Origin of the sequence: uncultured Veillonella sp. (genome assembly GCF_963551295.1) — a bacterium.
In the GTDB taxonomy this organism is placed as follows: Bacteria; Bacillota; Negativicutes; order Veillonellales; family Veillonellaceae; genus Veillonella.
On the sequence record NZ_CAUVFT010000039.1, the window covers coordinates 1 to 16,981 of the forward strand.

Below are 16,981 nucleotides of genomic sequence, written 5' to 3' on the forward strand. Positions count from 1 at the left end.
ATGTTCAATCATATGATTGATTACCTATCATTGTTCAGTTTTCAAAGATCTGTACCAGTTAGACCAGATATTGTCTAGCTCCGAAGCACTTTCGTTTGAAGTGTTTCACCAACTGGCCACTAGATTATAATAACATGTTAACCATTCAGTGTCAAGCACTTTTTATAATCTTTTTTAGAATTTTGTAATACCTCTATATAAGGGATTTACATAAAAATTCTAAAACAACTAACAAAGAATCTAGATATCATCTAGTATTTCCTCATTAAGAAACAGTCGCCTCAACGACTGTATAGTTATTATAGTACAAACGATAGAACGACGCAAGCCTTTATTTGCTATTTTTTGCAACTTTTTTCATCATATCCGTATGGTGTATGCAATATTTTTTTATATACCATATATTGTACTTATATGAGTATTTACCATTTAATCTAACAATTAAACAAAAAGTGCTAAAGCGATACCAAAATGATATCCCTTAGCACTTAATTAAAACTTATGAATATAGTTCAGTTACTATACGAATTACTACACAAGCTATTATATGACTTGCTATTCAAGCAACCTTTCAACCATATTAGCCAAAAGCTTCCTCTGTGTTGATAGCTTTGCGAAGATCAACTACACGATACCCATCAGCAGCCGGTTCATTTGTTTGTTGAACGGCTTTCACACGATTATTCCCATCTTTCATGGATTGTTTCAAGCTGAAAATAACCATTTCATTCATGTAAAAGCGCAATTCATCATTTTTAATTTCGGCAGTATTACGATCCAAGATATCGATGATTTCTTGAGCATACTCCATTCTACCCGCTTCAGATACCGTAGTATGTGATTCAAAGAACTTTTTATAGTCATTATACAAACGATCCAAAGCCACGCGTGCATAGCTATCTTCTTTATAGCGATGACTTACGATGTACCAGCTGCGGCGGACATTCATATAATAAAGCGCATTGTTACTATAACGTTCTTGCCCGGACACAACATTGGTATCATCCTTGATAAGTTTACCTGCTTGATTCAATTGAAAATGTGTAAATTCCCTTACTACGTCACGCACTTCTTCACTAGGAACAGGAAGAACTACTTCCTGTTCGATGTTAGTTAAAGGTAACGGTGCTTGTTCACGCATCATCAATGTATCGCGAGCTGCATCAGCTTGACCTGCAACACATACACAGGCAAGCGCTAAAATAGGCATAAATCTCTTTAATTTCATAAACCCTAATCCTTTTCATAATCATCCGCCAAATGAGCGGACTTTATATTCCTTACATAAATAGAATATAACAAAAATCAAATACTTCCAAGTACAAATTATTTAGTAAGTCCTGTTTGTTTCATGAGTGCATTCTCAGCTTTCAATTGCGCCAATTCATCTTGCATTACATACATGGAGCTAATAGGCCCACCCCGTTCATAACGGTGGTATTGCCCGCAGCATCCTTAGTCGTTACAGATTCAAGTCCTTTTAAGTCTTTCGCCATCTTGATAGTGATGTTACCATTCATTTTATTTATATTCATTCCAAATGCACCATTTTTTTGCATAAAACCAACTAAAAATTTTTTCTTTCTACTCCCATTCGTTTATATCTAATTTCATTCGTTTATATTAAATCGATAATGGATTATCCTTACATATATGCAACATATACTCGATAGATAATATGTACGAATACCCTCAATAAAAGCAAGAGTAAATTCATAAAATACTAAAAGGCGCCAAAAGCAAAATGCTTTTGGCGCCTTTTATGGCACTACAATACGAATATGTGATTTCATATCATATTACATCAATATATTTATCATATTATTTGTTGCCCAATTGTTGCATCAAGAATGCAATTTGTGCTTTCATTTCTTCATTATCGCGTTGTACTTTTTCATACTTCGCTTTCAAAGCTGTCACTTCATCTTGCATTACATAAGCAGAGCTGATTGGACCGCCTTTATAACGTTCCGGAACGGCTTTCTTCGCATCGGATGTGCCGAATTTATAAGATACGCCCGCATTGAACATATTGTCATGACCGCCAAGGGATACACCCATGTGGAACAATGTGGATTCATTAGTGTAATGAGCCACACCTAAAGCAGCAGCGGTACTACCTTTGTAGTGACCTAACGCAACCATTACTTGAGTAGGTTCTAATGGATCGTATTGTAACGGTTTAAGACCGGAAATAGCCGCACTAGCCGCACCGGAGTCTGCAATCTGACCTTCCATATCGCTCATTAAACCATTCAATTGATTCATATTAACAGCATCTGTACCGTTTACACCAGGACCTATATTGGTAATTCTATTACCGCCGTTATTCAATCCGTCTTTAGTAAGACTTACGGAATTTCCTGTAGAAGGTGTAATCGTCATCCCGCCACCGTTTACAACAGTCGTATTACCTGCAGCATCCTTAGTTGTTACGGATTCAAGGCCTTTCAGGTCTTTCGCCATGCGAATCTTAAGGTTACCGGTACCATCGGATACCACACCTAAGTTATCTTCAGAGGACAATTTACTAACATCAGAGATACCACCCACAACATTGACTTGTTCGTTAAGTTTTTTCTTAATAACAGCACCGGTATCTCCACCGTATTTCATACCGTCATCTTTGGTTGCCACTTGATGAGGTGTCCCATTTTCATCCATGTATTTAATACGAGTGATTTCATTGCCTTCAAGATCTTCATCGCCTTTTTCAGCAGTGATATCCGCATTGCGACCGTCTTTGCCTGTTAAGCCGATATGACCGACACCGTCCTTACCGGACATGGAAACCGCATCCTTGCCATCTTTACCGGAAACACCTACCTTGCCATCTGTACCGTCAGCACCGTTAGGACCGGTAATGGTTACACCATCAGGACCGGATTTGCCGACTTTTACCTTATCAGCATTCACTGTGCCGCCATTAACCGTATTCGCAGTTACGCTGTCAGCCTTGATGTCTTTCGCCATCTTGATAGTGATATTACCATCGTTATCGGCTATCGTTTTGATATTTTCACCGGAATATTTATCATCCGCTTCCGTACCTTCACCTTTAATAGTAACCTTTTGACCTAAATCACGGTGGAACTCGCCTGTATTACCTGCAAAATCCATGCCTTTCTTGGTGATTTCATCACCCATATTGGTAATCTTTTGATCTAAAGAGTCATGAGATGCTTTTAATTGATCTTCTGTGGCAGCTCGACCGCTAACGATATTCGCAGGATCAAATGTTTTATTTTCCAATCCGGTAACATAGCCGTCTTTACCGTTCACAGCGATTTTACCTGCATCAATCTTACCGTCTTTACCGTCAATTGTTACCTTATCTCCGGCCTTGATAATACCATTTTCACCATCGATTGCCACTTTACCTGCAGTAATATTACCTTTGTTGCCTTCGATTGTAACCTTATCACCGGCCTTGATCGTACCTGTAGTACCATCAAACGCGATTTGTTTCGTAGGATCTGAACCCAATGTCACTTGATCTTTAAGACCAACTTCATAATTCGTGGAACCATTAGGATTAGTAGTTGGTGTAACAGTGATATTGTTGCCGGCAGTTACTGTAGTAGTCGCTGCATCAGTCGCTTTTTTCAACTGATTAACATTGACTGCAGCATTAGGATCAGTACCCTCAGCTACATTGGTAATTTTTTTACCGCAGTTATTGAGACCATCTTTAGTGAGGCTCACCGAATTGTTACCAGCCGGAGTTGTTTCAGTAATGGTCATACCGTCACCGTTGATAACAGTATTAACATTACCATTTTTGAAAGTTGCAGATTTCAAACCTTGCAAATCTTTCGCCAAGCGTAATTTCAATGTATCGTTACCATCAGAAACAACACCGATATTATCTTCATCGGTCAATAGATTTTCATCAGTGATACCGCCCTTAACATTGACTTGCGAGTTAAGTTTCTTCTTGATAACAGTACCGGAATCACCACCGTACATCATACCATCATCTTTGGTTGCCACTTCATGAGGGGTACCATTTTCATCGGTGTATTTAATACGAGTGATTTCATTACCGTCAAGATCAGGAGTGCCTTTATCGACTATCATATCAGCATTACGGCCATCCTTGCCATTCAAGCCGATGTGACCGATACCGTCTTTACCGGACATAGATACCGCATCGTTACCGTCTTTACCGGAAATACCTACCTTACCGTCTGTACCGTTTGCTCCGTCAGGGCCTGTAAGGGTAACGCCATCTTTGGCATCTTTACCTTTTTTATTGACCTTAATGGAATCAGCTAGGAGACTTCTATTCATCTTCACGTTAATAGTAGTATTACCATCATTATCTTGGGTGATGAAAGTCTTGATATTTTCACCGCTGTAATCGTTATCGGCTGCAGTGCCTTCACCTTTCACAAGCACAGTGGAGCCTAATTTATTAGTTTTCACACCGCCCACATTGGCATCAAACTTAAGGCCCGTAGCCGTTTGAGCCGCTATAGCATCTTTCACTTGATCTTCTGTGGCAGCACGACCGGATACAATTTTATCCGGATTCCAAGTCTTATTATCTAAACCTGTTACATAATTGCCGGTTTCATTATCTCCGCCTGCATTAGTCACTGTTTGGCCGCCCATAACAGCATCGCCGGCTTTCACAGTCTTAGCTGCAGTTACGGAGCCGAGATTCTTAAGATCTTTTGCCAATTGAAGCTCTAATTTGTCTGTACCGTTCGCCTTTACGTTAATATTGCCGGACGCACTTGCAAAATTATCAGAATCCGCCTGTGTCACACCTTCACCTTGTACCTTTACCAAGGTATTTAATTTGTGTTTATTAACGGTGTTTTCATTGTTACCTGTGAATTGCAAACCATCATCCAAGGTTGCTACTTGGTGCTCACCATTTGCATCTTGATATACGATGCGAGTAATAGCATTAACGCCGTCTACCCCTTTTTCACCTTTCACACCTTTAGCAGGATCATCATAGCCGTTCTTCACAGACATATCGATACCGTTTGAGCCGTTTACACCGTTCGTCCCGGCAGGGCCTGCCAAGCCGATGTGACCGACACCATCCTTACCGGACATAGATACCGCATCGTTACCGTCTTTACCGGAAATACCTACCTTACCGTCTGTACCGTTTGCTCCGTCAGGGCCTGTAAGGGTAACGCCATCTTTGGCATCTTTACCTTTTTTATTGACCTTAATGGAATCAGCTAGGAGACTTCTATTCATCTTCACGTTAATAGTAGTATTACCATCATTATCTTGGGTGATGAAAGTCTTGATATTTTCACCGCTGTAATCGTTATCGGCTGCAGTGCCTTCACCTTTCACAAGCACAGTGGAGCCTAATTTATTAGTTTTCACACCGCCCACATTGGCATCAAACTTAAGGCCCGTAGCCGTTTGAGCCGCTATAGCATCTTTCACTTGATCTTCTGTGGCAGCACGACCGGATACAATTTTATCCGGATTCCAAGTCTTATTATCTAAACCTGTTACATAATTGCCGGTTTCATTATCTCCGCCTGCATTAGTCACTGTTTGGCCGCCCATAACAGCATCGCCGGCTTTCACAGTCTTAGCTGCAGTTACGGAGCCGAGATTCTTAAGATCTTTTGCCAATTGAAGCTCTAATTTGTCTGTACCGTTCGCCTTTACGTTAATATTGCCGGACGCACTTGCAAAATTATCAGAATCCGCCTGTGTCACACCTTCACCTTGTACCTTTACCAAGGTATTTAATTTGTGTTTATTAACGGTGTTTTCATTGTTACCTGTGAATTGCAAACCATCATCCAAGGTTGCTACGTCATGTTTCACTCCGTTTTCTTCAAGAACGAGACGAGTAATACCGGTACCATCTACAGCCGGTTTCGCGTCACCGCTCTTCATAGTAAGACCGTTTGCACCATTTGCACCATTAAGATCGATGGAACCGTCTTTACCGTTGATAGCAACAGCAGAACCATCTTTACCCTTGACTCCGATGGAACCATCTTTACCTGTTGGACCTTCCTTACCGATTGCTAGATTATCATTTAACTTCAAATCATAAGTAGCTTGACCATTATTGTCAGTCTTAGCGATGAGCAAGTTTCCGTCAGTTCTGTTTTCTTGTCCATCTACCTTCACAATGGTATGTTTGCCGGCTAATTCTTTTACTTCGTTCAATTGACCACCATTAACTGCATCTTTGGAGTTAGGGGCTACGTTGCCGTCGGCAACATTCGTAATAGGCGCATTATTGGCATTGATACCGTTCGGAGTAATAAAGCTCTTTCCACCAACAGTCAATCCATTATTATTGATTACCGTAGTACCTGTTGTTACACTCTCTACATTTAGATCTTTAGCCAATTTGACATTCAACGTATCTGTGCCGTTAGATACCACACCGATATTGTTATCACTCAATTTAGACTCATCGGTCACGCCTCCGACAATATTAGTTTGAGAACCTAATTTTTGGGTAAACTTATTATCCGGAGCCGCAGCAGCTTTTACATCACCTGCATAAACTACGCCCTTATCTACTTCCGTAGTCACCGCATATAATTGGCTACCATTGATAGCATCGGTCGATGTAGCAGAAATACGGCCTGCCGCCACATTAGTGATGGTCCGTTCTACACCCGCCTTGCCTACACTCACGGTGGAAGTCGGATTTACGCCAGCAAAATTATGAGCTACCCCATTAATCGTTGCGGATTGTGTCGCCACTGCTGCCGCTGTTTCAGAACCATTGCCGATAGCTACAGCATTTTCATTCGCTACCTTTGTATTGTTACCGAGAGCCACACCATTCTTTCCTGTTACGGATGCACTGCTCCCTACAATCATGGCCCCATCAGCAGAAGCTGTGGAATTATTACCTACCGCATACGCATTATCCGTTGTGATGGTATTCTTATTACCGAAAGCGCCTGCCGTATTACCTTTAACCGTACCGGCAGTAACCTTTTTAATCTTATCGCCATTAGTTTCTGTGGTTTCCGTAATAGTCGCGGAACCAATCGTATTACCATCACCAATAGCATAGGAATTGCTTCCATACACTTTATTTTCTACACCGAGAGCAGCAGATTTAGTACCGGATGTAGCGCCATCGGTCATATCGAAACCAACTGTATTCGTATCACCAATGGATATGGCTTTGTCACCATACGCACCTACCTGGCTACCTACGGCAAGAGAATTTTTACCCCAGCTTCGTGCCATGACACCGATACCTGTACTGGCAACGCCTTTTGTCAATGAGTTAACACCGATTGCCGTGGAACCCGTACCAAGAGACTGCGTCATCATACCGATAGCCATACTGCCATGACCGATAGAAGCGGTATTTACATACTTTTTACTATCATTAAGTGCACCAGATCCCAATGTAGTTCCAGGGTATAGAGCGGCTAGTTCACGATTAAAGTTTTTTTGTGTACCAGCAACCGCCATATCAGGCACTACTGTATTCAAATCAGGCTTTGCCGTTTCAATATCATCCCCACCGATGGCAATAGAGGAATGACCAATAGCTCTTACATCTCCCCCGATACCTATAGATTGAGTGCCATACACCTTTGCCATACTACCGATAGCCGTGCCTTGAGAGTATTCAGGATTATCATCAGGATTGGTAACGCCCTTTCTAATGATGCTGGCTTCCGCTCCGGAACCAATAACCACATCACCACGAGAGCCGTAAGAATGAGCTTCCGCCCCCATGACAACTGCACCAGATCCTTCTTGATTATGATATTTGGATACCGAGCTTGTAGCTTGACGACCAATAGTAATATCGCCATTTTCCATTGCATGTGCTACATTACCAATGGCAATAGTACTTGCAGAATAAGAATCGTTTGCTCTTTTTTGTCCCCCTGCATGAGCGCCTTGACCTATAGCAACACTGTTTTCAGAATTTGCATCGGAATGGGCCTGACGTCCTACTACGACCGTTTGAGTACCTTCCGCATTTGCTAAGGAACCAATCCCTATAGCATTTAATCCTGTTACAGTAGATGTGTTACCCATGGCGATTGCATTTTGACTCTTTGCCTTAGCATCGGCTCCCACTGCTACACTGGCCAATCCGGTAGCTTGAGATTTAAGACCATATGCCGAACTGTCTTGACCCGTAGCATGAGCTTGATCACCAACAGCAAGAGAATGTAGTGCCGTAGATAGAGATAAAGAACCTATAGCCGTCGCCCCTTGACCTGTAGCGTTTGCTTGGTCACCGATAGCGATAGCATATATATCAGTTGCCTGTGTTCTACTACCGAGGGCCACCGTATATTCTTTTGTAGTCGTAGCAGTATCCCCTACTGCGATACTGTTTTTATGAAATACAGAAGACCCAGTTCCCGCATTAAATGATGCTTCTGCCACACCCGGCATTAAACATCCTGCCAAGGCAAAAGCGCATAAAAGTGCACCGAATGATGCATTTTTCTTTTCAAAAACGGTTCTGCTTTTTCCACCATTAGTAGCGATTTCGGAAACCACTACATAGCAATGCTTCACTCGACTCCAAATTACTTTATAAATGTGATTCATAATTATCCTCCCTTTGGATTGAAAAACACACGCCCTAAAAAAACAAAATGAGCTATGTCTCCTCAATACTACTATTATACATTCAAGGAGACATAACTCAAAGTTTTTTAAGATTTTATAAAATTATAGATTGTAAATGATATGTTGACGTCCAGTCATTAACCGTCAGCCCCATTACAAGGCATCATATTGATAAACAATCTTTTCGGAGAAAAGTTTATTTTGGTTCTAATATTAAAAAGATTCTTTATCTTATTCGCTGCCAATGCTGTGTACGAACTGAACCATCAATACCGACGGAGAGGAGATGATTCCCAAAATGGTTACCCGTTGTCCCATAGGAACAACTGCACCATTGAGATCTACAAGAATAGTAGTCCCTTGAGCGGTACGGAAATTCATGAGTCCACCTTCCGCAGAGGATATAAGTCTACCAACGGTACAAATTTTAGTTCCCATCGGAATCCCGGATAAATTCCACACAACTTGATAACCATCTAGCTGATCTATGCGTAAAGCGCCGGGATTGACTTGATACCAATTGTTAAGATCGCTCTTTACAGGGCCTTGAAAATAGCCTGCATCACGAGTTATCTCAACCTTAGATGGTTTCCGTGTCATTATCTTTGAAGAAGAATCTTCAACATCTTTTCTGTAGCTCACCATGGGTTGATTTGGAAGGCGATCTTCATAAGCCACTTTTTGGATAATCAGTATAGGTTGTTGAGCCTGATTATGGGCTATATAACCTGATGCCTGAAAAGGCGTGTAACTCATTATCTTGCCTCCATTTTCAATCATGGCAGGAATTTCTTGTCCCTCAGGAGTGACAAAACGATATACATTTTCCGCATAGGCCCCTTCAAACTGACCTCTTACGGTAATACCATCTGCCGCCGAGGCCATAGGCCCCGACAGCAATAGTATTGATAATATTCCAATCACAAGAAAACACAATTTTTTCATATGAAAGCCTTTCGCTTCAATTAACCGCGACCTTTGATAACGCGAACACGTTGAATATCAGGAGTACCATCTTTATGTTTAGAAATAGTATCCACTCTGATACGTTCAAGTTCTGGTTGGAATTCTTTAAGAGCTCTAGCCATTTGTTCATCGGCAACAGCACCGTTTTGAATAGCTCTGTAAATCAAAGCAGCCATTTCATAACGAGTCATCATGCGGTCTCCGCCAAACTTACCGTCTGGGTAGCCAACGATGATGCCATTACCTGCCAATGTTGCCACATAGTCATATGCCCAGTGGTTTTCAGGCACATCTGGGAAGAGTTGCATCTTATCCAAATCCAAGGAGTTAAGCTGTTTACCTTCGGATACTTTCATGAGTGCGCCCTTCATATTTTCAAGTTCCGCACGAAGATCCTTAAGTTCTTTCGCCATAGCTACTCTGGAAGTAGATACGTGATTGCCTTGACCAAGTTTCAAGCTAACGCCGGCGTTCAACATGTTTTCGCCACCACCGAAGGAACCGCCTACACTAAATAGAGTATCTTCGTTTGGACGGTAGAATGCACCGATTGAAACTGCATGAGCGTCTTTATAATTACCATAGCCTGCAGCGATATCCAATTTATCATCAGGATCGAAGTCTAGAGGATGAAGTGCTGCCAATGCCGCTGCACCTGCGCCAACTCTGTTCACACGGCTATCAATGTTCTTGATATTGCCGCCAATTTGTTTCAATTGGCTAACGTTAACGGCATCCGTATCAGCCGTACCTGCTGCAACATTAGTAATCTTCTTATTACCTGCATCGATACCGGTTTCTGTGATGCTAGGACCGTTCTTAATTGTCAAGCCACTATTGTTCATCACCGTGTTACCAGTTGTTACCGATTTAAATGTCGGTGTATCGATTACAGATACTTTGTAGTCTACACCACCATTTGCATTTGTTCCTTTAGTTACGCTAATATTGCTACCTTCCGATACAGAAGAATGTTTACCAACTTCGTTGGAAACCAATTTCAATTGGTCTTCGGTTGCTGCTTGTCCACTAGTGATGTTATCAGGATCCCAAGTCTTATTAGTCAAGTTATTCACTGTACCGCCTGTACCGTTAATAGTTACTTTACCTGCTTGGATTGTGCCTTCAGAACCTTTAATGGAGATTTGCTTATCAGGATCTGTTCCAAGAGTAATATCATCATTGAGATTTACTTTATATGTCTTAGATCCATCATTATTAGTTGTGGAGGTCACTGTTGTATTTTTGCCATTTTCTAGTTTTGTTGTAGCACCAGCTACCGCTTTACTCAATTGGTTAACATTTACTGCATCTGTTCCATTGGTACCTTCAGCAACATTAGTAATCTTCTTACCGCCGGCATCAATACCGTCCTTAACAATCTTAGGACCGCCATTGATAGTCAAGCCATCACTGTTCATAACGGTATCGCCAGTAGTTACACTGTTCAAACCTTTCAAGTCCTTAGCAAGACGAACTTTCAAGTTGTTAGCACCATCGGATACAACACCGATATTGTCATCAGTAGTCAATTTATTTACATCAGTAATGCCACCGACTACATTAACTTGTTCATTAAGTTTCTTCTTGATAACAGCGCCTGTATCACCGCCATATTTCATGCCGTCATCCAATGTTGCAACATCATGTTTGTCGCCATTCTTTTCTTCGATAACGAGACGAGTGATGTTTGTACCGTCAACGCCAGGTTTACCGTCGCCACCTTTAATGGAGATGCCGTTAGCACCATCTTTACCATTCAAGCCGATAGAGCCGTCTTTACCATTAATAACAACAGCAGAACCGTCTTTACCGTTAACTCCGATGGAGCCGTCTTTGCCGTCAGCACCCTTCTTACCAAGCACTAGATCGTCATTTACGTTAACTTTGTATGGATTATTAGCGGAGCCATCGCCTTCAACGGTTGTATTTTTACCGTCTTTAAGGATAGTTTTACCTGCTGCAACAGCGTCTTTCAATTGACCAAAGTTAACTGCATCCGTGTTATCAGTACCGGCTGCTACATTAGTAATCTTCTTCCCGCCTGCATCGATGCCGTCCTTAACAATCTTAGGACCGCCATTGATAGTCAAGCCATCAGTGTTCATAACAGTATTACCGGTAGTTACGCTGTTCAAACCTTTCAAGTCCTTAGCAAGACGAGCTTTCAAGTTGTTAGCACCATCGGATACAACGCCGATATTGTCATCAGTAGTCAATTTGTTTACATCAGTAATACCACCGACTACATTAACTTGTCCGTTAAGTTTCTTCTTGATAACAGCGCCTGTATCGCCACCGTACATCATACCGTCATCTAGAGTAGCAACATCATGTTTCTCGCCATTCTTTTCTTCGATAACGAGACGAGTGATGTTTGTACCGTCAACGCCAGGTTTACCGTCGCCACCTTTAATGGAGATGCCGTTAGCACCATCTTTACCATTCAAGCCGATAGAGCCGTCTTTACCATTAATAACAACAGCAGAACCGTCTTTACCGTTAACTCCGATGGAGCCGTCTTTGCCGTCAGCACCCTTCTTACCAAGCACTAGATCGTCATTTACGTTAACTTTGTATGGATTATTAGCGGAGCCATCGCCTTCAACGGTTGTATTTTTACCGTCTTTAAGGATAGTTTTACCTGCTGCAACAGCGTCTTTCAATTGACCAAAGTTAACTGCATCCGTGTTATCAGTACCGGCTGCTACATTAGTAATCTTCTTACTGCCTGCATCGATGCCGTCCTTGACAATCTTAGGACCGCCAGTGATAGTCAAGCCATCCGTGTTCATAACAGTATTACCAGTAGTTACGCTAGTCAAATTTTTCAATTCTTTTGACAATTTAACATTAAGTGCACCATTTGCAGATACTACACCGATATTGTCATCAGATAATTTATTTGCATCAGCACCACCTTTGATGTCTAACTGTTCGCCTAATTGTTTATTGATAACAGTTGCATCGTCGCCCTTGAAGTTTAAGCCTTTTGCAATGGTGTTATTGATGTTTGTAATATCGGTTTTGTTATTTTTTACACCGTCACTAACATGTTTCAATTGGTCTTCTGTTGCCGCTTGACCATGTACAACTGTAGGATTATCGATATCCCATGTACGGTTAGTCAATTCGTTTACCGTACCTGCGCCGGTTATTTTAACTGTTCCGGCCTTAATATCGCCTGTTGTACCGTTAATAGTCACCTTATCTCCGGCCGTAATCATACCGGTAGTGCCATCTACAACAACTTTCTTATCAGCATCTGAACCAAGAGTAACCTTATCACCTAATCCAACTGTATATTCTTTACCACCAGCAGCGTTAACGCCTTCTGTAACGGTTACGTTAGCATCCTTAGCTTTTACGGTTGTCGCTTTGGATGTACCGCCAATAGCAGCATTTAATTGATCCACATTGACAGCATCCGTTCCAGCAGTACCAGGTGCTACGTTAGTAATTTTTTGACCACCCGCATTCAAACCGTCTTTATTGACATAAGTTTTTCCGTTAATAGTCAAGCTACCGTTAGGACCTAGGTTAACATCTTTTTTAAGCTTAACATTTAGTTGAGCACCATCAGATATTACACCGATATTGTTGTCTGTCAAGTCCGCAGAAGCACCGCCCTTGATGGATAACTTCTCGCCCAATTGCTTGTTGATGTCTGCACCGGTATCACCAGCGAAGTTCAAACCTTTCGCAATGGTATTGTTAATATTTGTGATATTTGTTGTATTGGTATCTTGTTGCGCTTTGGATGCGATATCTGTCAATGTAACTTGTTTCTTATCGCCTTTATCATTAGCTACAGTCAATACCATATTGCCGTCGCTGTCAGCTTTATATTTACCTTGGCTATTTGGCTCAGGGTTTGCTACCAAACGATAGTCACCTTTTGCCACTTCGGTAAATACATTACTCAAATCGACATTAACTTTACCTGTATCATTACGTTCCAATGTCAACGTTTTACCGTCATTGGATACGCTGCCGCTTGTAACAAAGTTATTTTTAAGACCTGTCACATTAGCGGTCAAACCGTTTGTACCGGTTAGATTTGCAGTGCCGTCACCATTAGCTTGGTACGTTGCAGTACCGCCGGTTACGTATTTGTCTTTTGCAGTAACGATGCGGTTGATATCGCCGATATTAGCGCCGTTTGTAATTACATCTCCGCCGCTGGCAACGTTTGTGATTTGTTTGTTGCCCGCATCAATACCATCTTTTACGATTTTCGGACCTCCGGTGATAGTCACACCATCAGTGTTCATTACGGTATTGCCGGTCGTTACACTAGTCAAGCCTTGTAGTTCTTTAGCCAATTTAACATTTAGTGTATTAGATCCATTGGATACTACACCGATATTGTTATCACTCAATTTAGATACATCAGCCACGCCACCAACGACATTAGTTTGCGCACCTAATCTTTGAGTAAATTTATTATCATTAGCTCCTGCAGCCTTTACATCACCTGCATAAACTACGCCTTTATTTACTTCCGTATTTACCGCATATAGTTGGCTGCCGTTAACAGCATCGGTAGATGTAGCGGAAAGACGACCTGCTGCAACATTGGTAATAGTACGTTCCGCACCTGCCTTACCTACACTTACCGTAGAACCAGGGTTAACGCCTGCAAAATTATGTACTTCGCCATTGATCATTTCAGATGCTGTACCAACCGCTGCTGCAGTTTCAGATCCGGCACCGATAGCCACGGCATTTTCATTCGCCACGTTTGCTTCATTACCGATAGCTACGCCATTCTTTACTGATACATTAGCCTTGTTACCTATCGCCGTACCATTTAGGCCCGTAACGGAGGTTGAAGACCCTATCGCAGTACCATCTACTGCATTAACCAAAGAAAGTCTACCGAGAGACGTTGCCCCTATAGCTCTTGATCTAGCTTGATAGCCGATAGCCATGGCTTGCCCCTTTGTCGCCTCTGCCCAAGTACCAATCGCTACACTGGCATCTTCCTGAGCCGTCGCATTCGTACCCATAGCGATAGACCACTGACCTGTCGCCTTTGAGCTTCCACCGATTGCATAAGCATAATTATTCAAAGCTTTTGAGTTATTCCCCACCGCCAAGGAGGCTTTTCCCGTAGCCTCAGAGAGGCTACCAACAGCAATGGCATGTTCATTTTTCGCCTTGGCGCCGCCACCGATAGCAGCAGCATATTCTCCACTAGACTCAGCATTTGCACCAACAGCAACCGCATTTTCTGCGCTCGCTTTAGACCAAGGACCAATTGCTGCCGCATTTTGAGCAGTAGCATGTGATCCGCCACCTACGGCGGTAGAATATGCTCCTGTAGACTCACTATGTGCTCCTAACGACAAAGCAACCGTGCCAAGCGCCTTAGCATAACCACCAATCGCCACATTGTGCTGATCGGCTCCACTATCGGTTCCATCACCCCAGGCTACACCTGCCCCCGTTCCGGCAGGATTTACCGCTTGAGCAACGTTTAGTGGCAGTGCTACGCTCCCCACTAATGCGAGTGCACATAAAAGAGTGCGCACACCTGTGCCACCGCTTCCATTAATCTTGCCGCGGTTGTTAGCGATTTCCGAAACAACCACATAACAGTTTTTCACCCGACTCCAAATGACTTTATAAATCCGATTCATAACTTTCCTCCTAAATTCCTCCTGTTACACTAAAATTACGCTCTCTATATTGAAATACGCTCTGTAAAAAACACCTTTTTAAAAACAGGCAAGTATTCATCTTAATAATCATTATCACATAATTATAGTAATAATTCAAAAATCGCTAAATCTTGATTATTATGTAATGTATTTGCAGTGCCAGGAAACAAAAATAAGACTACTTTGATTTATTATAGTTATAAAGAAAAATAATTTAAAACAAAGCAGACCTTTCTAATTGTAATTATAACAAAAAACAATATATCTAAAAAGAGTTATAAAAATATAATAAAAAGGGTAGCAACTTTGGTTCTATAATAAATGTTGGGGTGACGCCACTACGGTGTCACTTCCAACATTATTTTTTTGTAAAAAATAAGCATATAAGGCTCACATACTTTACAATAAAAGTGTCAAAGTCCTAAAGAAAGGATGTGAGCTTATATGCCTACTACTGATTATACTGAATTTTTACATAATGTAAAACAAGAATATATTACAAATAGCTACGAATTGTACGAAAACATATGTAACTAAGTGTCACTAATATTAGAATGCTATTTGATAAACTTACTGAAAATGTAACCTATACAGCTATTGCTAACGAGTGTGATACATCTATTACTACAATATTACGTTATTGCTCTATGATTACTATACCTAAGTCCAAGACCTTACCTACTGTTATTGGTATTGATGAGTTTAAAAGAATAGCTGCACATTTAACGCATTGGTTGGAATTAGTAAAAGCATCTGGCTTAAATGAATTTAATAAATTCTTTACATCATTTCCTGCATGGATGACGCAATTAACTAATGTATTCTTACTTCCATATTCTAATGGATACACAGAAGGAACTAACAAGAAAATTAAAGAATTAAAACGGATAAGCTATGGACTTCGCCACTTTGGTAGATTTAGAGTACGTATTCTACTGTTGAGCAAAAGAAATGGCACCAACCATAAATATGATTGGTGCCAAAGAAGACTCGTAGAGTGAATACCCCAACATTTGACTAAGAATCAATATTTAATAGAAAACTTTTTAAATTTCCACAAATTAATGATTCAACTTAGACAATTGAGTATCATCAAGTCCTAATACAGAATTTAAAATAGATTTAATTTTTTCATTATCGGCTTGTAGTTCATCGATTTGACGTTTGGCATCAGCTAAATCACGGGCCATTGCCATTCTAGAACGGGATACTGTAGATTTAGCTCCCAATTTATAAGAGATACCAGCATTATAAACAGTATCATCGTCACCATTAACGGTAGAACCAACAGTAATCATTAAGTCTTCATTCGGACGATATGCAACACCAATAGCAACAGCATTAGCATTATGATAATGTCCATATCCGGCCATAACATCTAATTTATGGTCTGAATCAAAATCTAATGGATGTAAACCTGCAAGTGCAGCACTTCCTGCAATGCCTTTGTGCGCTTCTTTTTGATTAGCATTAATAATATTACGTATACTACTAGTATCACTGCTTAAGTTATTAATTTTATTAATCAAATTAGAATTTAAACCTATAGTATAATTTTTACTACCATTGTCATTTGTTCCTTCGGTAACTGTAATATTATCGTTTTCGGGTTTAATGGTAGTATGTTTTTGTGCTTCAAGTGCAACATCATGTAATTGAGATCCATTAATAGCATCTGTAGATGTTTCAGATACTCTACCAGCACCGACATTTTGAAGTTGCCGTGTAAAACTTTCATTGCCAAAGGATACTATAGAATTTGGCGTACTACCCGCAAACGC

The 16,981-nt window shown here is 41.1% G+C and carries 7 protein-coding genes; 1 reads left to right on the forward strand and 6 read right to left on the reverse strand.

All coding sequences use genetic code 11. The features are described from left to right. Positions 1-580: 580 nt before the first annotated feature. The 5 genes from RYO55_RS08945 to RYO55_RS08965 form a co-directional block, all read right to left on the reverse strand. Complete coding sequence (locus RYO55_RS08945; RefSeq protein ID WP_314985170.1) at positions 581-1,228, reverse strand: hypothetical protein; 648 nt, start codon at positions 1,226-1,228, stop codon at positions 581-583. 166 nt (positions 1,229-1,394) lie between these two features. After that, positions 1,395-1,535, reverse strand: coding sequence for a hypothetical protein (locus RYO55_RS08950; RefSeq protein WP_314985172.1), 141 nt, complete (start codon positions 1,533-1,535; stop codon positions 1,395-1,397). A 286-nt stretch (positions 1,536-1,821) separates the two neighbouring features. Then, positions 1,822-8,547: an ESPR-type extended signal peptide-containing protein gene (locus RYO55_RS08955; RefSeq protein WP_314985174.1), complete on the reverse strand. Its 6,726-nt coding sequence runs from the start codon at positions 8,545-8,547 to the stop codon at positions 1,822-1,824. 252 nt (positions 8,548-8,799) lie between these two features. Beyond that, positions 8,800-9,453, reverse strand: coding sequence for a hypothetical protein (locus RYO55_RS08960; RefSeq protein WP_314985175.1), 654 nt, complete (start codon positions 9,451-9,453; stop codon positions 8,800-8,802). Between the two features lie 80 nt (positions 9,454-9,533). After that, positions 9,534-15,179: an ESPR-type extended signal peptide-containing protein gene (locus tag RYO55_RS08965; RefSeq protein ID WP_314985176.1), complete on the reverse strand. Its 5,646-nt coding sequence runs from the start codon at positions 15,177-15,179 to the stop codon at positions 9,534-9,536. 575 nt (positions 15,180-15,754) lie between these two features. Between RYO55_RS08965 and RYO55_RS08970 the strand changes: the two genes are divergently transcribed. Further along, the gene (locus RYO55_RS08970) at positions 15,755-16,201 is read left to right on the forward strand and encodes a transposase (protein WP_314985177.1); all 447 of its coding nucleotides are present in this window, start codon (positions 15,755-15,757) and stop codon (positions 16,199-16,201) included. Between the two features lie 60 nt (positions 16,202-16,261). Here RYO55_RS08970 and RYO55_RS08975 read toward each other — a convergent pair. After that, positions 16,262-16,981 (reverse strand): YadA-like family protein (locus RYO55_RS08975; RefSeq protein WP_314985178.1); only part of this gene is annotated, 720 nt, incomplete at its 5' end.

Coding starts and splice junctions, on each gene's coding strand:
- RYO55_RS08945 (WP_314985170.1), bottom strand. CDS start 1,228: ATGAAATTAAAGAGATTTATGCCTATTTTAGCGCTTGCCTGTGTATGT.
- RYO55_RS08950 (WP_314985172.1), bottom strand. CDS start 1,535: ATGAATATAAATAAAATGAATGGTAACATCACTATCAAGATGGCGAAA.
- RYO55_RS08955 (WP_314985174.1), bottom strand. CDS start 8,547: ATGAATCACATTTATAAAGTAATTTGGAGTCGAGTGAAGCATTGCTAT.
- RYO55_RS08960 (WP_314985175.1), bottom strand. CDS start 9,453: ATGGCCTCGGCGGCAGATGGTATTACCGTAAGAGGTCAGTTTGAAGGG.
- RYO55_RS08965 (WP_314985176.1), bottom strand. CDS start 15,179: ATGAATCGGATTTATAAAGTCATTTGGAGTCGGGTGAAAAACTGTTAT.
- RYO55_RS08970 (WP_314985177.1), top strand. CDS start 15,755: ATGCTATTTGATAAACTTACTGAAAATGTAACCTATACAGCTATTGCT.